Source organism: Sphingobium baderi (assembly GCF_001456115.1).
GTDB lineage: Bacteria > Pseudomonadota > Alphaproteobacteria > Sphingomonadales > Sphingomonadaceae > Sphingobium > Sphingobium baderi_A.
The window spans coordinates 99412-118283 of sequence record NZ_CP013264.1 but is presented as its reverse complement, the minus strand read 5'-3'; the positions used below and the strand labels follow the sequence as shown (position 1 = coordinate 118283).

At 64.1% G+C, this 18872-nt stretch carries 16 protein-coding genes and 1 tRNA gene; 2 read left to right on the top strand and 15 right to left on the bottom strand.

Annotated features, from left to right (window positions below; all coding sequences use genetic code 11):
- Positions 1–64 precede the first annotated feature (64 nt).
- Both ATN00_RS00600 and ATN00_RS00595 read right to left on the bottom strand, forming a co-directional pair.
- A complete protein-coding gene (locus ATN00_RS00600) occupies positions 65–4258 on the bottom strand; it encodes a translocation/assembly module TamB domain-containing protein (protein ID WP_062060903.1) in 4194 nt (1397 codons plus the stop codon).
- On the bottom strand, positions 4258–6330 hold the full coding sequence (locus tag ATN00_RS00595) for a BamA/TamA family outer membrane protein (protein WP_475630839.1): 2073 nt from the start codon (positions 6328–6330) through the stop codon (positions 4258–4260). Before ATN00_RS00595 ends, ATN00_RS00600 begins: the two co-directional genes overlap by 1 nt.
- 181 nt (positions 6331–6511) lie before the next feature.
- On the opposite strand from ATN00_RS00595, the gene recJ reads away from it, so the two are divergent.
- Positions 6512–8278, top strand: coding sequence for a single-stranded-DNA-specific exonuclease RecJ (recJ, locus tag ATN00_RS00590; protein WP_062068226.1), 1767 nt, complete (start codon positions 6512–6514; stop codon positions 8276–8278).
- Positions 8279–8377: 99 nt separating this feature from the next.
- Positions 8378–8453, top strand: a tRNA-Glu gene (locus ATN00_RS00585).
- 17 nt (positions 8454–8470) lie between these two features.
- On the opposite strand, the gene ATN00_RS00580 is transcribed toward ATN00_RS00585, so the two are convergent.
- The 13 genes from ATN00_RS00580 to ATN00_RS00530 all read right to left on the bottom strand — a co-directional run bounded on the left by ATN00_RS00580 (position 8471) and on the right by ATN00_RS00530 (position 18629).
- Positions 8471–9550: a site-specific integrase gene (locus ATN00_RS00580; RefSeq protein ID WP_082635045.1), complete on the bottom strand. Its 1080-nt coding sequence runs from the start codon at positions 9548–9550 to the stop codon at positions 8471–8473.
- Positions 9532–9777 carry a helix-turn-helix transcriptional regulator gene (locus ATN00_RS23245; RefSeq protein ID WP_062060893.1) on the bottom strand — a complete coding sequence of 82 codons (246 nt, stop codon included), beginning with the start codon at positions 9775–9777 and terminating at the stop codon, positions 9532–9534. The genes ATN00_RS00580 and ATN00_RS23245 overlap by 19 nt, the downstream gene beginning before the upstream one ends.
- A complete protein-coding gene (locus tag ATN00_RS00570; RefSeq protein WP_062060891.1) occupies positions 9777–10043 on the bottom strand; it encodes a head-tail connector protein in 267 nt (88 codons plus the stop codon). Before ATN00_RS00570 ends, ATN00_RS23245 begins: the two co-directional genes overlap by 1 nt.
- Positions 10040–11230 (bottom strand): phage portal protein, encoded by a 1191-nt coding sequence (locus ATN00_RS00565; protein ID WP_062060888.1) that lies wholly within the window; start codon positions 11228–11230, stop codon positions 10040–10042. Before ATN00_RS00565 ends, ATN00_RS00570 begins: the two co-directional genes overlap by 4 nt.
- Positions 11227–11745: an HK97 family phage prohead protease gene (locus ATN00_RS00560; RefSeq protein WP_231746341.1), complete on the bottom strand. Its 519-nt coding sequence runs from the start codon at positions 11743–11745 to the stop codon at positions 11227–11229. The genes ATN00_RS00565 and ATN00_RS00560 overlap by 4 nt, the downstream gene beginning before the upstream one ends.
- Positions 11742–13052, bottom strand: coding sequence for a phage major capsid protein (locus ATN00_RS00555; RefSeq protein ID WP_062060885.1), 1311 nt, complete (start codon positions 13050–13052; stop codon positions 11742–11744). Before ATN00_RS00555 ends, ATN00_RS00560 begins: the two co-directional genes overlap by 4 nt.
- A gap of 151 nt (positions 13053–13203) precedes the next feature.
- Positions 13204–13875: a hypothetical protein gene (locus ATN00_RS00550; protein ID WP_156415184.1), complete on the bottom strand. Its 672-nt coding sequence runs from the start codon at positions 13873–13875 to the stop codon at positions 13204–13206.
- A 112-nt stretch (positions 13876–13987) separates the two neighbouring features.
- Positions 13988–14326: a hypothetical protein gene (locus tag ATN00_RS00545; protein WP_156415183.1), complete on the bottom strand. Its 339-nt coding sequence runs from the start codon at positions 14324–14326 to the stop codon at positions 13988–13990.
- A 280-nt stretch (positions 14327–14606) separates the two neighbouring features.
- Positions 14607–16193 carry a terminase large subunit gene (locus tag ATN00_RS00540; protein ID WP_062060876.1) on the bottom strand — a complete coding sequence of 529 codons (1587 nt, stop codon included), beginning with the start codon at positions 16191–16193 and terminating at the stop codon, positions 14607–14609.
- The gene (locus ATN00_RS24325) at positions 16193–16579 is read right to left on the bottom strand and encodes an HNH endonuclease (protein WP_082635044.1); all 387 of its coding nucleotides are present in this window, start codon (positions 16577–16579) and stop codon (positions 16193–16195) included. The genes ATN00_RS00540 and ATN00_RS24325 overlap by 1 nt, the downstream gene beginning before the upstream one ends.
- Complete coding sequence (locus ATN00_RS23240; protein WP_156415182.1) at positions 16572–16730, bottom strand: hypothetical protein; 159 nt, start codon at positions 16728–16730, stop codon at positions 16572–16574. Before ATN00_RS23240 ends, ATN00_RS24325 begins: the two co-directional genes overlap by 8 nt.
- Positions 16727–18085, bottom strand: a complete 1359-nt coding sequence (locus tag ATN00_RS00535; protein WP_062060873.1) for an AAA family ATPase — start codon at positions 18083–18085, stop codon at positions 16727–16729. The genes ATN00_RS23240 and ATN00_RS00535 overlap by 4 nt, the downstream gene beginning before the upstream one ends.
- The gene (locus ATN00_RS00530) at positions 18075–18629 is read right to left on the bottom strand and encodes a hypothetical protein (RefSeq protein ID WP_062060869.1); all 555 of its coding nucleotides are present in this window, start codon (positions 18627–18629) and stop codon (positions 18075–18077) included. Before ATN00_RS00530 ends, ATN00_RS00535 begins: the two co-directional genes overlap by 11 nt.
- Between the last annotated feature and the right edge of the window lie 243 nt (positions 18630–18872).

Sequence of the window (18872 nt, the reverse complement as noted above, 5' to 3'; positions counted from 1 at the left end):
GGCAGGTGGGACCTTGGCTGCCGTGGGAGCCGTAAATCCCATCCACGACAGCCCTCCGTCGTCCTCAATAATCCTTCGAATAGCGCAGGTTTGCAGAGGACCCCGTATTAGTGCCGGTTTTCGACAGCAGGCTTAACGTCTTGGACAGTGCAATTTCGAGTTGGGTTGCCGTGAAGCCCTTGGGGTCGGTAATCACCTCCACATAAACATTGTTGGAGATATGCTGCCCGACCGCCAGCGACGTGCCGCGTCCGCTCGCCTCGTCCCCACCGACAATGCCGATGCGGTCGAGGCCGGACGCGCCCTGCAGCTTGCCCATCGGATTGAGTCCCCCGCCGCCGCCGCGCAGGCCATTGAGCGCCACCGCCAGTTGCACCGCCTGCGTCGCCGACAGGTTCGCGACATTGCTGCCGAACAGGATGCGCGCCAATATCTCGTCTTGCGGCAGGGTTGGATTGGAGATGAAGGCGATATCCGGGTGTTGCGCCGTTCCGGTGACCCCGATACCGGCCGTTACCGCGTCGATTTTCGTTTCCGCCCGGATCGCCAGCGTGGGGTTCATCATCTCCCCGTCAAAGTTGATGACGCCCTGCTCCAGTTCGAACTGATGGCCCGAGAAGCTGTAGCGGCCTCGTATCACCTCGATCTTGCCGACCACGCGCGGATTGGCGGTGGTGCCGGTGACGCGCATGTTGGTCTTCCATTCGGAATCGAGGCCCATGCCGGTCACATAGATTTCATTATCCGCCCGCACCCGGATATCGAGCTTCCAGTCGGCGGGCTTGGCCGCCGCCTGCCGCGCCGCGATGCGCTGGTCCAGGATATCCGTGCCCTCGCCCTTGCGCCGCACGCCTTGCAGTTGGCGGATGTCGGTGCCGCCCTGCCACGCCACGCGGTAGCGGGTTTCGGGCAGCGACAGGTCGCCCTTGATAAGCCCGCCATTGGCCGCGCTGTTGGTGATGGCGAGCGTGCCGCTGACGACGCTGGTGATGGCTTCGCTGCGGGCGAGGCGGGCGCGGTCCATCTTCACCGCGATGTTCATCGGGAAGCCGCTGTCCGCCGCCAGCCCCACCGTCCCGCTCGCCTGCACGGTACCGTCGCCCGCCCGGCCGGAAAAGTCCCTGATCTCCAGCCGGTCATTGGTGAAGCGCCCGTCCAGCCGCATTTGCGTGACCCGCGTGCCGAACGTCTCATTTTCATAGGTCAGCGCATTGGCGCGGACGAGGCCGTTGATGCGCGGATCGTTCACCCGGCCGCCAAAGTCCGCCGCCACCGCGATCGGTCCCGTCAGCCGCTGATCGGCCAGCCCGGCGAAGGAGAAGAGCACATCGGCAGGCCCGGCATAGCGGATGCCTCCGTCCAGCGGCGCGGCCATCAGTTGCTCGGACCAGGTTGCGCCCGGTCCGGGCGGCGCCAGCGTTGCGATGAAGCGGCCCAGCGACGCATTGCCGCGGCGGATGACGCCGCGCAGGTCGCCGCCCGCCGCCGTCAGCTTGCCTTCGACATTCATCGCCACCGGATCGGACACGGCGGTCAGGCTGGAACGGCGGAAGTCGCTGATCGCGAGGCGCGTCGTCGCGATGGGGAAGGCGTTTCCTTCCTGCGCGAAGTCCAGCGTCCCCGTCGCCCGCCCGCCAATGCCGATGCCGGGGCTGAACATGTTGACGATGGCGAGGTCGAAGTCCTTGAACCGCGCCTGCATCGTCGTGCGGTCACCGAAACGGCCGGCCAGATCGACTTTCCCCTGCGGCAGCACCAGCGTCGCCGGTTCCAGCCGGTATCCGCCTTGCTCGATACGAATGATCGCGGGTTTGTCGAGCCGGAAATCGACATTGCTCGCCTTGCCCTGCACTGCCACTGCATAGAGCATCGGCCGCAGCGCTGCGTTGACCGCGACAGAGAAGGGTACGCCGCTCGACCCGTCGGCGACAAGCTGCGCGCGGCCTCGTCCGCCCTGATAGTCGATCCTGGCTCGTGCCTTCCGCACGATATAGTCGCCATAGGCTGCGTTCGCCATTTGCACATCGGCCAAGATGCGGGGGTGGTCCGTCATCACCATGGAGGCGCTGACGAGCGCGCGTCCGATCACCACATCGGCCTCGCCCGGCAGCTTCGCATTGCTGGCGGTGGCGTTCACGTCGACGCCCTGCGCCTCGCCGACCGCCGCCAGACGAACGGCGCCGTTGATGCCTGATCCGTTCAGGGAAAGCTGGCCCGAGAACGGCCCTGCCTGCGTCTGGCGCAGTGTCCCAGCCATATCCACGCCTGCAAAGCGCGCCCTGGTCACGTCGATGGTGAGCGGTCCCTGCGCCGTGCGGATCAGCAAATTGGCGAAGAAGGGGCCATAGTCCGACCCGCCCGTCGCCTCCAGCCGGTATCCCGCCGCCTCGCCGTTCAGCTTTGCCACGACGTCGCGCAACTGCACGCCGACATTGGGTCGCGCCGCGCGCAGCACCGCTTGCGGCCGCTCCATCGTGCCGCGCACGGCTAGCGTCAGCGGCCCATATTGCTTCGACGCCGCCGCCGCGTCGAAGGTTATCGCGCCATCCGTGTCATAGCTGCCGGAGCCGGACAGAATTCGGAAATTGGGCGCGGCGCCTTTCAGGCCCGCCAGCGTGAACTTGCCCTCCGGCGTCATGCCGATCCGCCCGCTCGCGACTGCGTTGCCGCCCAGGAAATCGCGCACCGACGCATTGTCCCATCGCGCGGTCCGCACGCCGAACTTGCCCGACAGGCCAAAGCCGCCCTTCGGCCCCGGCACCAGCTCCATGTCCGTGGTCAGGTTCACGATGCCGACGCCGTCGACCTTGTAATCATTGACCCGCCCCTTGAGCGCGCCGCGATAGATGGCGTTGTCGAGGTCGGCGAGGACAATGGCCGTCGCGTCGATCCGGTTGCTGTTGATCTTGAGGTTGTCGCTGATGAGCTTTCCGCCTGCATAAGCGAAGTCGCCCTTCACGCGCAGATTTTCGAGCAGGCCCCCAGCGGCGGCGTTAAGGCCCGTCACCCGCCGCGCCGTGGCGCTCACCGGGATGCGGATGCGATCCGTGTCGATCACCGCCCGCCCGCTGGCCTTCAAGCCTTCGATGCCGGTCGCATCGAAGGCGAGCATGGCGGCCGTGATGTCATAGTCGACAAAGGGCGTCGCCATCGGCCCGTCGAGAATGACGGAGGCGCGCACATCCCGGCCCTTCACCTTTTCCATGATCGCGCCGGGCGTCAGCAGCGTCGCGTCGATCTTGAGCGCGCTGAACCGGCTCTTGCCCAGGTCGATGAGGCCCTGCGCGTTCGCCGCCAGCGCAGGCGAGCGCAATGTGCCTTTGAGGTTCACGCGCCGCTCGTTGAGGCCCGCGAACAGGTCCACGTCGAGGGCGGGGGTCGTCAGCCGGTCCACCGTCCCGGCAAAGACGAGGCCGGGCCGCAGCGGGCCTTTGGCGGTGAAATTCCCATCCCGCGCCGCCAGCGCGATATTCGCAAGCTCGCCTTTGGGCGATGTCGCGACCAGTCGCCCGTCCCATGCCTGCCATGTGCCCTTGCCGTCGAGCGTTGCGGTGACGCCGTCTGTCAGTCCCGTCATCGCCGCGATCACGCCGCCCTTGGGTGCGGTGAGCGTCCCCTTCATGGCGAGGCGGTTCTGCGAAGGCACGGCGTCCAGGCTCGCGGCCAGGCGGTCGCCGCTGTCCACCACGGCATTGGCGGAAAGCTGCGCGCGGCCATCGGCGATATGGGTCACGCCGTCGATGGCGATTTCCCGCTTCTGCCCGATGACGGGCTTGGCGAGGATGAACCGCGCCAGCTTCATCCGGTCCACGTCGATGTCGAGGTCCGGCAGGATCGGCGCGTTGGGATCGGTCGGCGTCTGGTTGAACTGCGGACTGCGCGCCAGCACCACCAGCGGACTTTCCAGCAACTGCACGGAAATATGGTTGTTGATGTAGCGGAACGGGCGCCACACCACATGCACTTGCGGACTGACGGCGAACACGCCCTTGGGATCGCGCAGGACGAGGTCATGGATCACCATGTCGCTGTAGATCGACCCATCGATCCGCCCGACCTCGATCGCCATGCCGGATTCCATCTTGAGCGCGGCGATCTGGCGGATCAGGAATGTCTTGCCCGGCTGGGTATTGAGGAACAGCAGCAGCCCGGCGACCAGCATGGCCAGCGCCACCCCCAGGCCCGCCGCGCCGATGGCGATCTTCGCCCAGAGCGGGCGTCCCGGACGGGCTGGGGGAAGGGGAGTATCGTCCGCCATCAGAATGCCTGCCCTATGCCGATATAGAGGGCGAATTTGGATTCGCCCGGCTGCCGGTTGATCGGCATGGCGATATCCGCGCGGAAGGGACCGAAATTGGTGTAGAAGCGCCCGCCTATGCCGACGCCGTACCGAATGTCGGAGAATTTGGGCATGGCGCTTTCATAGACCTGCCCCGCGTCGACAAAGGCGACGATGCCGTAATTGCCGAACCGATAGCGCCCCTCGACCGCGAACTCGTTCACGGACCGGCCGCCGACCGGATCGTTGTTGGCGTCCTTTGGCCCCAACTCCTGATAACCATAGCCGCGCACCGATCCGCCCCCGCCCGCATAGATGCGCCGTGACGGGGCAATGTCGTCGCGCGCCGCCCCGGTGATCGTGCCCACGCGCGTGCGCGCCGCGACCACCAGACTGTCGGACACCGGATAATAGCCCGCCAGATCGAAGGTCGCCCGGACATAGGGCGACACATTGCCTTGCAACGACGCTTCGGGCGACACGCGCAGATTGGCGCGGAATCCCTTGGTGGGATCGAGCAGGTCGTTCGACCGGTCATAGCCAAGCTGCATCGGCAATGCGCCGATGAAATAGGTCAGCCGCTTGGCGTCCGCCGTGCTTTCGTCGACTGTGGTCTTTTCGTTCGAAAGCAGCACTTCGACGCCATAAGTATAAGTCCATCGCTTCTGGAAGATCGGCGTCGACTGGCGGGAGATGCTGGCGTTGAGGCCCAGGGTGAAGGCTTCATAGGCGTCATATTTCTGGTGATTGACGTTGACGCCCGCCTGGAACGTCCGGTCGCGCTTGCCTGCGTTGGACCGGCGGAAGGTACCCGATACGCCCTGTTCCTGCGTCCCCGCGATCACCCCGCCGATCAACGCGCCTTCGGGCGGGAAGAAATTGCGGTGCGTCCATGTCCCTTCGGCCCGGAATCCCTGCCCGGTGCCATAGCCCAGCTCGCCCGCCAGCGTGCGCGGCGGCCCGGCTTCCTGCTCGACATGCAGGTCGACATATTCCGTGCCGTCCGGTCCCGGCGCGCCGGTCTGCACCGGATCGACGGCGACGCTGGAAAACAGCCCCGTCGCCACCAGCGCGCGGCGCAGGTCGTCCACCTTGCGGCTGTCGTAAAGCTCGTCCGGCTTGAAGCGGCTGATGACTTTCATATGATCCGCGCCGAACGCCTGCTTCTTTCCGCTGGTGGTGATGCCCCGGAAGGAGCCGCGCGGTCCTGTTTCGACCGGCAGCATATAGTCGCCCGTCACGGTGGCGGGATCGAGCAAGATATCGCGGTCCCCTACCTTCACGAAGGGATAGCCGTTCTCCGGCAGCTTGAGCGCGACATTGGCCTCCGCGCCCTCCACCTGCGCCGCCACGATATAATCGCCGGTCTTGAGCGGCAGGCTGTCGCGGATCAGGCCCGGCGGCACGGTCGGCCCCACATTGATGACGATGTCGCCGATCCGGTATCTTTTCCCCGGCGTCACCGAAACCACTGCCTTCAGCGCGCCGTCGCCCGACTGTTCCAGCGAGGACAGCGCCGTTCCGTCATAATAGCCCTCCGAATAGAGCAGCCGCACCGCGAGCGCCTCATCCTCCTGCGCGCGGGCCTGCACCATGGCGGCGGTGTCCGCCTTGCCTTTGCCGTCGACCAGGGCGGAGGCTTCCCGGAATTCGTCTTCCAGTCCGGTGCCGTCGAAACCCTCCACCGAAACCGCATAATGCACGGCGGGCAGTTTTTCGTCGGGAACATCTTCAGCGACCTGCGCGGGCACCGTCACGCTGTCGAGCGCGGGCAGGGGCTGGGCCAGTTCTGCGTCGGCGGCCGGCTCGGTGGTGGGCGGCAATTCCCCGGGCGTTGCGGCGGTCTGCGGCATCTGCTGATCCAGCCAGCTGTCGACGGACGGCAGCGGCGATGCGGCGTCCGATGGCGCGTCGCCCAGAGGGGGCAGGCGCTGTTCGAACTGGTCGTCTGACAGGATCGGCTTTTCAGGCTCGGGCGCGGGCTGGTCTACATTGGCGGGAGGTGGTGTCTGGGCCATCAGAGTGGGTGGGCACGCCGCGATCATAGCCATGCCGATGGCATGCCCCATCCCGGTTCTGCGCCTGTCGCCCGTCAATCTTTTGCCCCTTTCATGCCCGCTCTTTCACAGGAGCGTGGAATTGACAATACGCTCAATGTCTTGTGCAGGTTCCAAACCCGCTACGATCGACGGCGCGCTTCCCTCGGCGGCGGGACGGGTCTACAGCCGTGCCATGACGATCGCGCTGAACATCTCCCGCTCCATATCGGGCCAACCCTGGCGCTGGCGCGGGCAGGGGGCGGATGCCCGCGATCCCGGTTATCGCCCCGACGATCTGGTGACGCAATTGCTGCTGGCACGCGGCTGTCCGCGTGAGGCGGTGGAGGCGCACCGCAACCCCACCATCCGTCATTTCATGCCCGACCCCAGCCTGTTCCGCGACATGGACGCCGCCGCCGACCGGCTCGCTGACGCCGTGCAGCGTCAGGAGGATGTCCGCATCTTTGGCGATTATGACGTGGACGGCGCGACCAGCGCGGCGCTGCTGATCCGGCTATTGCGCGATCTGGGACTGAAGGCGAAACCCTATATCCCCGATCGCCTGATGGAAGGCTATGGTCCATCGGGCGAGGCGCTGGTGCGGCTGGCGGGAGAGGGCGCGAGCCTGATCGTCACCGTCGATTGCGGCGCGCAGGCTTTCGACGCGTTGCTGCAAGCGAAGCAGGCCGGCGTCGATGTGGTCGTGGTCGATCATCACAAATGCGCCGCCGCGCTTCCCGAAGCCTTCGCGCTGGTCAACCCCAACCGCCTCGATGAAGCGGATGAAGCCGCCGCGCATGGCCATCTGGCGGCGGTGGGCGTGGCCTTCCTGCTGGGCGCGGCGCTGGTGCGGACGTTGCGTGCGCGCGGACGGTTCGCGGCGCGATCCGAACCGCCGCTCATGGAATTGCTCGACATCGTGGCGCTGGGCACCGTCGCCGATGTGGCGCAGCTCAAGGGGCTGAACCGGGCCTTTGTGGCGCAGGGACTGAAGGTCATGGCGAAGCGGTGCAACATCGGCCTTGCCGCGCTGATGGACGCCAGCCGCCTTAGCCGCGCGCCGCTGTGTCATGATCTGGGCTTCGCGCTGGGGCCGCGCATCAATGCGGGCGGGCGCGTGGGCAAGGCGGATCTGGGCGTGCGCCTGCTGACGACCGAGGATCCGCTGGAAGCCGCCCGCATCGCGGCCGAACTCGACCGTCTCAACGAAGAGCGGCGCGCCATCGAATCGCTGGTGCAGGAACAGGCGGAGGCGTTGCTGGAGGCGCAGGGCAATCGTGCTGTTGCACTGGTCTCCGGTGCGGGCTGGCATCCCGGCGTCATCGGCATCGTGGCGGGCCGCCTCAAGGAGAAAGCGGGGCGTCCCGCCATCGTCATCGCCCTCGACGAAGACGGCATCGGCAAGGGGTCGGGCCGGTCCATATCCGGCGTCGACCTGGGCGCCGCCGTCCTCGCCGCCAAGGATGGCGGTCTGCTGGTCGCCGGCGGGGGTCATGCCATGGCGGCGGGCCTGACCGTTGCGGCGGAAAAGCTGGATGCGCTGATCGATTTCCTCGACGATCGCCTTTCCGCCGCCGTGGCCCGTTCCCGCGACGACCGCGCCCTGATGATAGACGCCGTGCTCGCGCCTGCCGGGGTCAATCCCGATTTCGTCGCGGCGATGGAAGCCGGCGGTCCCTATGGGGCGGGCTGGCCCGCGCCGCTCATCGCGTCCGGGCCCATGCGCGTCATCAAGGCGGATGTGGTCGGCAACGGCCATTTGCGCGCCATCATGGCGGGCGACGATGGCCGGTCGATCAAGACCATCGCCTTCCGCAAGGCCGAAACGGAACTGGGGCAGGCCATTCTCGCAGCGCCCAGGGATCGGCGGCTTTGGGTGGCTGGCCGGGCGAAGATCGACGATTGGGGCCCGCGCCCCGCTGCCGAACTCCATCTGGAAGACGCCGCCTGGGCCGATTGAAACAAAGCTGCATTTTGATGACCTAAGGGGGTTGACCGGCGCGAAGCCAACCCCTAATGCCCGCCTCGCTTCGCAGCATCGCTCAGGCGGACTGCATGTGGCCCCTTCGTCTAGCGGTCTAGGACGCGGCCCTTTCACGGCTGAAACACGGGTTCGATTCCCGTAGGGGTCACCATATTGATTTTGCGGCATTTATTTTGCTGCTCCTTGCGACCGTCCCCCTTTTAAGGGGAGAACGTCCCCCCGCGTCACACGATCAGCAGCACCGCGCGCAATCATCAGCGCCCGTTTCCGCTTCGTGTAATGGCGCACTGTGTCAGGGGTCATTCCACAGATAGCGCCAATGTCGATGTCACTCAGGCCAAGCTCGGCCAAGTAACAGGCCGCGTTCTTCCGCAGGCCGTGAAAGGTGTAATTCCGCTCTTTGCCGTTGCTGAGATAAGTCGGCTTTCCGATGGACTTCATGAGGGTCCGAACGCGCTCTTGCAGCACTCCGGTATCTGCGAACGGCTTGCCAGATCGGTCATAGATCAGCGTCATTGTTTTGCGCGGCAACTTGGCGATTTCTTCCAGCCAAAGCGGGTGCATCGGAACAGCGACCGGAACGCCGACCGTCTTGCGCCCCACGCGCTTGCTGGTCGTGAACTGCATGAAATGGCCATCATGCCATCCGTGCTGCATCTTGATAACGTCACCGATCCGCGCGCCGCTGCAAAGGCCGGTGATGATCGCCAGGCGAAGGGTAGGGGAGGCATGGGCAAGCGCCTGCTCCAGCACGTCCGCAGGCCATGGCTCGTGCTCGCCATCTTCCAGCTTGCGGACCTCGCGCGCCGGGTTGTCGCGCCGCCAGTCGTTAAGCGCCGCGTAGCTCATCAGCGCCTTGAAGGTCGCCAGCCAGTTGTTCGCCTTACCGGAAAGGGAAGCATAGGCGTCCCTCATCTTCCGAACGTCGCTAGGGCGGCATCCTGCCACCGTCCGATGCCCATGCTCGGACACGATCATATCCAGATAGCGCAGGCGGTTGGTTTTGGTCGTGTCCGAAAGGGTCGTGAACTCGCTGGAAGCCCGATAGTCCGCCACCAGCGCTGCAAACGTGCCCTTGGCAGGCTTAGCGCGGGCCTTGTCGGGACGCGAAGCATCGGCATAGGCAGCGGCAAAGTTGGGATCGTCCAGGGCAGGCAGGCGGATATAGGTGTCACGCCCGCCGACCTTGCGTCGGTAGTAGAGCCTGCCGTGTTTCTGACAGATGCCCTTCATCTCAAGTCGGCCCACGAATCATCCCCCTGTTCATTTGCGCCGGTGAGGCCGAACTGAGCCTCGACAAAGCGGTCGAGCTGGACACGCGACCATAGCAGGCGGTTTCCGTCCCGCACCGGCTGAGGATATTGGCGCGATTGCCATTTCCCGCGAAAGTTAGTTTTCGAGACGCCAAGATACGCGGCGGCCAAATCCTCGCCCAGCCGCGCGGGCCAGTTAGGAAGGGCAGCCGCGTCCGTCATCAGACCTCCAACGCCCGCAAGGGGGTGAGCATCGGCAATTCGCCCTTGCCCGCCTCCATGCTATCCCGGCTGTCATACATGACCGCCACGCGGCTCAGGACAGCCAGCTTGAGGCGCACCGGCACATTGTCCGGGTCGATCTCCGCGACAATATCGCCAACCGCTTCCGACGCCGCCGCGATCATCATGGAAATGATGCTGTCCTCATCGTCATGGATGACGCGCAGGAACAGCTTTGCTTCCGTTAGGGTGACAAGATCAGTCATGCCGCCTGTTCTCCTTCCACCGGGGTTTTGGCCGCCTCCACCTTGCGCTTATTCCATCCTTCAATTTGACGGATTTCGTCAGGGTCAAGGATGCCCGCCTCAACTGCGATCTTGTGCGATGCCCAGCGGGTTTCAGGATCGGAGCGCAACAGGTCGCTCATGTCGAACTCGATTTCATAGCGGCTGCCAGGGCCGAACAGCGCCCGGTTCAATTCCGCCTCGATCCGGCGAACGCGAGGGGTGAGCGAGAACTGGCCGAACCATCGCGCCGCCTCCCGGCTGTTGGTAAATGTGCCGTGCGACAGGTCGCCCACCAGCGGCGGGGGGACGCCAAACACGCGAGCAATTTCCTCCACACTGAAACGACGCGAGGCCAAAAGCTCGGCATCTTCCGGGCTAATCTGCGCCGATTTCCAGCTAATGCCGCCGTCCAGGACCAAGGTAGAACCGGCATTGTCTGCGCCGCCGTGACGGCTCTTGAACGCCTCGCGCAAGGTCGTGCGCTGTTCCTGCGTCATCACGCCGGGGACTTCGAGAACGCCGCTAGGTTGCGCTCCACGCTCCAGGAAGGCAGTGGCGAAGGTTTGCTGCGCCGTCGCCGCCCTCAGCGTCTCACGGGCACGGCTCAGGCGAGAGCGCCCGATAAGGCCATCGTCGCTGCGGTCCTTGAGGTGGATCACGTCAGCGGCCAGGAGGCGGCGCTTGCGCGCGCCCATGGCTGGCATCTGCGGCTCGTAAACGTCGAACGCCATGCGTCCGGTCGAAAGCAGCTGCGCCGTTACCCAAGGCCATGGGATGAAGCGCAGACCATTGACGCTGCCGTTCTCGTCCCGCTCGATCTCGACCAGCGCATTGCCGTGAAGCTCGACTGAGGCAACAGCGGACTCGATCAATCCGCCCCATACCTGTTGCGAATTAGGTCCGCCGCGCACTAGCTTTTGCAGCCAGTGGTCGGGCTGCTCGATGCGCTCGCCCTGTCGCCGCGTATAGACGATCACCGGCAGCGCCGCCATGGTGCCCGACAGGATATTGACGGCAGCCAGCACGACAGCGAGGTTTTCCGCCAGATAGGGGTTAGCAGGCTCGCAGGGGACGCCCACGCCCAAGGTGGTCATAGTGACAGGCGGTTGATAGTCGCGGCGCTCAGGCGCTCCTAACCAGCCCCGCAGGGTTTCCATGAAGGTCATCTGTAAAGCTCCAGACGAAGCCGCAGCAGCTCCAGCTCATTGCTTGCAGCGCGCGCTTCCACAGATGTTGAGGTGTAGGCCGGGTGCGATGCGATCACGCTGATTTCATGAAGCGCCAGCTTGCGGACCGTGCGCTTGTTTCCGCGCCATTCGTCGCCACCAGCTGGGACGGAAAAGCCGAAGCTCATGCCGCCCAGGTCGCCACGCTCAGCCAGCGCCAGCACGTCACGCGCCGCTGAGGTGTCGGGAAGGTCGATAGTGAAGGCAAGCCCACGGGCATCCTCGACCAGCCGCAGCGTGCCCGATTTCGTGCGGCCCAGGACGCGGCTCGCGTCATGATCGACCAGCGCCAGAATGTCCCGCCCACTGGCGAGAGATTCCGATACTGCGCCCGCAGCGATCGTTTCCAGCCCGCCGTTAATCCGCGCCTCAGCGCCATAGACGATAGCGTAGCCGGAAAGGGTGCGGGACTCTGCCCGCACCTCCCCCATTGCCAGAGAGCGGCGCTCGATCACGGCTTAATGCCCACGATCTTTGCAAGAGCCGCAGGACGTGCAACCGCCACATCGGCGCGGAGCCAGCCCACAAAGCCAACCTGTCCGGTATCCGCGAACCGCTCGTGCAGGACGGTGATTTGCAGCGCCGTGCGGATGCCCACCAGGACTTGCGAGAAGTCGCCCATGAAGGCGCTGGAGGCGTTGGTCGCCGTGCCCTGCGTCTCATTGACAGGAATCCCGGTCGTGCTGAGGATCGGAACATTTGCCAACAGCGGCGGACGCTGGAGGGGCTGCCCGGTGGTGTCGGTCAGACCGGCAATCACGCGGTTGGTGCGGGGCGCCAGAACGATGGCGTCAATCTTACCCTCGTTGACAGTTTCCAGCGCCAGCGCAGCGTCAAGGAACGGTGCCCAGCCGGTGAGCGCCGCGCCGTTGGTGCCCATGCTGACAGTCTGCAATCCAGTGGTGTTAGCCAGACCCAGGGGTGCGTTGCTCGTGCCGGTGCCGAAGAAAATGGCAGCATCCAGACCGCGCGCAAATGCCGCCGCCATGCTGTCCCGCAGCAGCTGATCGCCGTTCGGCACGTCCTCCAGCCATTCCCGCGAAACCTTGATAAGAACCGCCAGATTCTCGGCGTCCAGCGTCACGTCGCCAAAAGTCGGATCGCTTTCGGCAATCGGATCATTTTCAGCGCGCCACTGGGGCACAACGTCCGTGAGCTGTTTGCCCATGCGAAGCGTCTTGTTCGCCATCGGGACGGTGCGAGCGCCAGCCTGAAACGCCACGTTCTTGGTGCGAGCCACGTCGATGATGCCGCCAGCCATAGGAGCGGGCAGCAGGATGCCGCCAGCAGAGGCCGAACCTTCCGTGAGAGCGCGGCGCTCCAGCTCGTTCTTTGGGCCGTTCACCAGCGCGGAAAGGACGCCACGCAAACCGATCTCGTTCGCGGCGCTGTTCGATGCGTCCGCAAAATCAGCGATGCGCTGTTCGCGGCTCAGGACGGGGACGCGCTCGCCTTCCGGGGTGCGCCAGGAATCCAGATCGGCGTTGCCGGTCGCCTTGGCGTCCGCGAAAACGCGATATTCAACAGCGTTGCCGTTGCCCTTGCCCGCAAGGGTAGTGCCCGATGCTGCATGATCGTCCGCAGCCATGCGCTCCATGCGCTGCTCATCGCCCTGTAGGCGGTCCAGCTCAGTGGCGTTGGTGTCGAACTGCGAACGCTGTTCGTCGGAAAGCAGCCCATCGGCACCAGCCGGAGCAGCGATAATAGCCGCGCTTGCCGCTCGTAGCTCGGCTTTGCGCTGGCGCAGTTGGTGAAGATTCATAGTCTCACTTCCTCAATCTGGCCGGGGACCGAAGCCCCCGGCGCGGTGAAAGCCGACGCTTCGCAGCGTGGGCAAAACGTCCCCATGGGGTGCACCCCTTCCTCAGTGCCGGACGCGGCGGAGGACGCCTTGGGGAGAGGCGGGTTCAAGATTAATATTCCTCACCAGCGATCAGCTTGGCGACATCGTTCAGAAGCTTTTCTTCGAACTCAGCAGCAAGATTCTTGCCGGTACGAAAACGATACGTCTCGCGATCCAGCGCGTCCGTGGCGAAGTCACGGACTTCGTGCAGAGTGCCGTTGTCGATACTGTCAGTGAGTGCCTTGAGCGCCGGATGATGATAGATGTATCGACCAGCCAAAACGCGAATATCGGCGCTGGTGTGGCTCCGATGAAGCCGAAGCCAGCAGAAAGCGGGAGCACGGATGTGGCTTTCCGGGTGCTCTGCTTCCCAACGTTTCTTTGCAATAGCATCAACGCTGCCGTTGCCAATGGCCTCAAGCGTCATAGCCAGTCCAAGGTCGAGCGTAGCTGCTTCGACAGCAGGCAATGGAAAATCTCCATCAATGCCGGCTTCCGAATGGCGGACGAGATTGCTAAAAACATATTCAGCATCAACGGCGCGCTCCGGGTGGTCAGTCGCAGCGCAAGCGATCAACAGCCGAGCAGCATCGAGATACGTCATGTGGGCCGCGCCCCGCCCACGCTTCCCCTTCGTGATACGGCCCGCTTCGCGCAGGCGGCGGCCGAACAGTTCCAACGTCGCGCCGTTATCAACGCGATGTTTTTCCAGCACTGCAATCAATTCCGGCATAGTCGCCATATACCCGCCTCGCTTTTCCATTCCGTCTATCGCTCAGAATGAATGAGGCGTCAACTCATTTTGAGTGATACGCGAAATAAACCCGCTCAGCCGAACCGAGCGGGACACGCGGTCAACCCAGACACCCCATATCCCGCCGATGCTGGCGATAGGCCTCGATCTCATTGATCGGCCCTTTGGTCTGGTCGATGCCGTAGCGGGGCGGCAGGCGATAGTAATCTTCACCTTCCGCCATTTGCCGTTCGTCCTCGACGTTACCGCCCGCCGGATCGTCGTCCTCAAGATCAGGATCGCCGTCCATCAGGTCCATGAGGTCGATAGCAATAGCGACAAATCCCTCCAGCCGCTCCCGGTCATAGCGGGACAGGATGCGCGCTACGGCAGGCATGGAGGGTATGCAATTCGGTAGGGTGACAAGGGCGGAATCCGCCCGTAGATCGGTGATAGCCATGATCGTCTCCAAGTGACGGTTGCGGTTAGAGCCGGGCGGAAGGTGCAAACTTTCGTCCGGCTCGAAAATGTGTGAACCCGGTTTTCATGGACAGTCAAGAAACTAGGTTAACCCGGAAACGTGGTCCGGCATCGCGCGGCGGACGCGGGGCGCTTGTTGGCGTCCGCCTCCAACCCGATGACCTCGAATTGCTCGACCTTTGGATTGCCGGGAATGATCCTAGCATGAGCCGTCCCGAAGCGATGCGCCGCATCCTACGCCTGGTCGCGATACGACTTCCCTAAAGCCACATAGGCCCGCTGCCTTTATAGGTTTGCGGCCCTTCGTCCCTCTCAGCCAGCCCGCAGGCCATGATGGCGGACACGATGCCGTCGATCCGGTCCAGCGACTTCGCCTTGGTCGGCTTGCGGTTCCCGGCCGGGTCCGGCTCCACGATCACGTTACCGGCCTGCCAGCGCAGCAGCGGATTGCCGTTGTGCTGCATCCGGCGATCCAGCAGCGCCCGCTCGAAGGCATCCACGGCAGGGGCGTAGCTTTTGAAGCCGGGCACAAACTCGACCATGGGCAGGTCTATGCCCTCGTCGCTCAGCAGCTTTCCCAGATCCTCGAAACGCCAGCGGTCGAAGGCGATGCCCTGCACGTCATAGGCTTGCCTGATCTCGGCAAGCTGGCGCGCTATGGCCGTGCGGTCGGTCGCCCTGCCCACGGTCCGCTCTATCCATCCCTCATCGGCCCAGCGGTCATAGGGCACGCGGTCACGCTCCACGCGCTCGCCTATCGTATCAGCAGGAACCCAATGCCAGACCAGCAGCTTGCCTTCATCGGGGAACCACAGCGCCAGCGCAGTCAGGTCGCGGGTGCTCGACAGGTCAAGGCCACCATAGCATCGCTTGCCCTCCAGCTCGGCCACGTCGAAGGGATCGCCGTTCGCGTCCCAATCCGCCTGTTCGATGAACCGGCCCTCGGCTGCAATGCGCTGATTGAGGTTCAGCAGGCGGAAGGCAGGGGCGAAGGATGGCGAGCGCATTGCCATGGCCGCAGCATCCGCAAATTCATCCTCGTTGAGGAACGCCCCGAGCGCAGGATTAGCCGCCGCCCATGCCTCCCGGTCATCCAGCGCGCAGTCATCAGGTGCGGCGTGAAGCTGGACATAGACCGATGGTGCTGGCTCCGCGTCCAGCATCTCAGACCAGAAATGCAGATCGTCCGCCGCCTGCGTGCTGATCGTGACGCCCAGGGCATGTTTGCGCTTCGCCATGCCCGTCCGCAGATTATCCCATAGTTCACGGGATCGCCATTGCGCCACCTCGTCCGCCACCCAGAAGGACGGGGCCAAGCCGTGGGCCTTGCGCGCGTCCGAAGTCAGCGCCCGCCAGATCGAGCCGCTTTCGTGATCGGTGATTTCCTTGAACTGGTCGCGGATATTCACACGCGCAGCCATCCATGGGGTTTCGTAAATATAGGCGCAGACCATGCGATACAGGACCGCAGCCTGTTCGCGGTCGAGTGCGGCGGCATAGCACTCGCCATAGGGTTCCAGCATCGGCCCCATGAGGTGAGCCAGCGACAGACCGGCCAGCAGACCAGACTTGCCGTTGCCACGTGCCACAGACAGCGCAGCAAGACGCACCAGACGCTTGCCCTGATCGTCGCAGGGTTCATATATCCCGCGCACGAATTGCTCCTGAAACGCCAGCAATTCCATCTTCTCGCCAGCCTTGAGGCCCGACACGATGGGCAGGGTTCGCAGGAAGGCCAACACCTTCTCGGCAGGCGGCATGTTCTCCTGCTCCCACGGAAGCGCAGCCGACACAGCCCTCGCAGCAACGGCTTTCAGGCGACCAGCGCCCGGACCCCTTGCACCCATTATAGGTTTCCTTTTGAAACTAACTGATTGTGAAGGTCAGGCGTCGGTCCCTTAGGCTCAGCTCTGAGCGATTTTTCTGACCACGGATGCGCAGGGTCGAGCGGCGAGCCATCGGGGTTGCATCCCTTCCTCGGCTTCGTGCTCTTGATCGCGCCCGCCTCAGAGCCCCGCGCCGTCTTTGCCCCATGACAGGGTGCGCAGTAGGACGCCAAGCCATCATGCCCAGGGAAGGGATGCCCGCCGTCGCTGATAGCGACACGATGGTCCACCGTGTTAGCGAGGGTGAGCCTGCCCATGGCTTCGCATCCCTCACATTGCGGGTGCAAGGATAGGTGCGCTGCTCTGAGCCGCTTCCATGTCGTCGTGTTGTAGGGCCAATTAGCCATTGCCCATCCTTTCCAGTTGCCGGGCCAAGCGTTGCAGCTCGCGCTCGATCTCGTGCCTGTTCTCAAAATAGCGTTCGGGGTTGCGCCAGTCGGGGGAGAGCCTGCCGATCTCCTTGGCAAGCTGGCGAGCCGTGAAAGCGGGAGCGGTCATTCGTCCGCCTCCCCATCCGTGCCCCAGTCGATTTCATCATCTGGATAGGGCGCGGCGGACCCATGGGCCGCGCCCGTTATATACGTAGTATATATAGTGTGTGTGCGGGGACGCATTTCTGCGGGTTCGGGATCGTTCGGGATCAGTGTTCGGGAAGCGTTCGGGGAGGCGTTCGGGGAAGTCTGGGGAACCTCCCGAATGATCGTCACATCGCGCCCCTTAGCCTTGTTGTGGACGGTCGCGGACTCTATCCGACCGACTGAAAATAGCCGGTCCATCGCTCGCTTCAGGGCTTCCTTTTTCAGCCCTCTCGCCTGCTTCATCCCCACGAATTGACTAGGGGCGTAGTTGGGGCCGGGGGACGGTCCGACCGATCGACCATCGCCCTGGGCATCGCGCTCGCGAAGGCAGGCGAGGAAAGCATCATCTTCCTTATTGAGCTGGATCACCTCGGCCAGTTCCGCACGCGTATCAGCCGGTAAATCATCCTCCCGAACGAACGCCCACTTATGCCAGCGGAAGCGCAGCGCCTCGCCCTTTTTAGCGTAGTTCGCCTTGCCGATCGACAGCACCCGGGCGTCATGATCAATGATGGTGCCATCCGCATCGCGCTCATGGTCGATCGTGATTTGCGAGCGCACCGCGTTCAGCCATGCCGTCGAGCCGGAATAGCTATCACCGCTTTTGTTCGGGTGTCCGAGTAGCAGGATCGCCGCGCCTGTCTCGCCTGCCAGCCTGTTCAGCAGATTGACGAAGCGGGTAACGTCGCCGCGATCATTCTCATTGCCGGTGAAAAGATGCGCTACGTGGTCGAGAATGACCAGTCCGCAGCCACTGCTCCTAATCCACTGAACGAGACGTACATAGGACGGTGAGGGCGCTGTCTTTCCGTCCACAGCCTCCACGGTTAACGCATTATCTAGCTCGCCGCGAAGGCTGATAAGGTGCAGCTTGCCTGCCAGCGCGCCCATAGGCACGTTCATGGCTTCGCAGATATGCGCCTGCCGCCAGTGCAATTGCCCGGCATCGTCCTCGCATGTCAGATAGATCGCCGGGCCAGACATGACGGCAAGCCCAAGGCAAGGAAGGCCCGCCGCCGCAGCCGTCGCCAGTTGCTGACCCAAGAGCGATTTCCCCGCGCTTCCAGGGCCGGTCAAAAGCGTCACCTCTGCCGATGGCGCGATACGTTCGATGGCGAAGGGCTTGGGCTGGGGTTTGACGTTCGCGAGCGCAGCCAGGTCTAAGCTCGGCAACGGATGCGCGTCCGCAGCGGATGCTCCGCCCCCGGCGGGGTTGTTCCAGTTGCCAGACCATCGCGATGCGTGGCTGTCCAGGGATTCGAGGTTACGCAGCACGGCGCTCCTCCTTCCGCCTGATAATGTTCGGGAGCCGCTGAGGCTTGCTCAGAGCGCGGACAAGGCGTTGCGCAATCCATTCGTCTGCCGCGATCGCCTCCAGTGCACGAAGCTCGCCCAGCTCAGGCGCTTCCCAATCGAGGATGCACATTCCCTCGCCGCCAGCGCGCAGCCAGTCCAACGGCGTGGCGTGGATTTGCACGGCATCGTCATCCCAGCGCGGGAGCAACATGTCAGTGCCCAGCGCCCAGCCTAAGCCCGTCCGCCAAGCCCAGTTTCCGGGGGCATCGCTGCGCCATGCGAGAAGGTCGATAATCTCGCCCTCTGCATAGACGGGGGAAATGACATGCAAGGTGCCGTCGCCGGGCTGGTAAAGCCCGCGCTCTAACCTCTCGACCGTGCCAACGCCGAAAGGGATTTCACGGTTGCCCAGGATCGCAATGGCGGGGCCGGGAACGCCCAGCGCCAGCAGGCGGTCGATATGCGGCTGTCGCACCCGCTCGGATGCGGTGCGCGCCTCTGCGTAAAGATCCACGGCGCTCATTGCGTCACCGCCTGGCGTACGGTAACGTCCGCCAGCCTGTCCGCCGTCATGGAAAGGTATTCCGCCCTCGATCCGGTTGCCGCCAGATCGGGGGTTTTCTTTTGCCCATCAGGGGGCGCGTATCCGTCCCCCCTTCCCTGCAACCCATTGAAATACAATGGCGGGAACGAAACATGAAACAGGGGACGTGCCCTTGTTTCTAAACGCTTTTCGCCTTCCACGGCTGAAACACGGGTTCGATTC

Excerpts from the sequence above, each read along its gene's own strand:
- ATN00_RS00600 (WP_062060903.1), bottom strand. The coding sequence starts at position 4,258 with ATGGCGGACGATACTCCCCTTCCCCCAGCCCGTCCGGGACGCCCGCTC.
- ATN00_RS00595 (WP_475630839.1), bottom strand. The coding sequence starts at position 6,330 with ATGGCTATGATCGCGGCGTGCCCACCCACTCTGATGGCCCAGACACCA.
- recJ (WP_062068226.1), top strand. The coding sequence starts at position 6,512 with ATGACGATCGCGCTGAACATCTCCCGCTCCATATCGGGCCAACCCTGG.
- ATN00_RS23245 (WP_062060893.1), bottom strand. The coding sequence starts at position 9,777 with ATGACGGACGCGGCTGCCCTTCCTAACTGGCCCGCGCGGCTGGGCGAG.
- ATN00_RS00570 (WP_062060891.1), bottom strand. The coding sequence starts at position 10,043 with ATGACTGATCTTGTCACCCTAACGGAAGCAAAGCTGTTCCTGCGCGTC.
- ATN00_RS00565 (WP_062060888.1), bottom strand. The coding sequence starts at position 11,230 with ATGACCTTCATGGAAACCCTGCGGGGCTGGTTAGGAGCGCCTGAGCGC.
- ATN00_RS00555 (WP_062060885.1), bottom strand. The coding sequence starts at position 13,052 with ATGAATCTTCACCAACTGCGCCAGCGCAAAGCCGAGCTACGAGCGGCA.
- ATN00_RS00550 (WP_156415184.1), bottom strand. The coding sequence starts at position 13,875 with ATGGCGACTATGCCGGAATTGATTGCAGTGCTGGAAAAACATCGCGTT.
- ATN00_RS00545 (WP_156415183.1), bottom strand. The coding sequence starts at position 14,326 with ATGGCTATCACCGATCTACGGGCGGATTCCGCCCTTGTCACCCTACCG.
- ATN00_RS00540 (WP_062060876.1), bottom strand. The coding sequence starts at position 16,193 with ATGGGTGCAAGGGGTCCGGGCGCTGGTCGCCTGAAAGCCGTTGCTGCG.
- ATN00_RS24325 (WP_082635044.1), bottom strand. The coding sequence starts at position 16,579 with ATGGCTAATTGGCCCTACAACACGACGACATGGAAGCGGCTCAGAGCA.
- ATN00_RS23240 (WP_156415182.1), bottom strand. The coding sequence starts at position 16,730 with ATGACCGCTCCCGCTTTCACGGCTCGCCAGCTTGCCAAGGAGATCGGC.
- ATN00_RS00530 (WP_062060869.1), bottom strand. The coding sequence starts at position 18,629 with ATGAGCGCCGTGGATCTTTACGCAGAGGCGCGCACCGCATCCGAGCGG.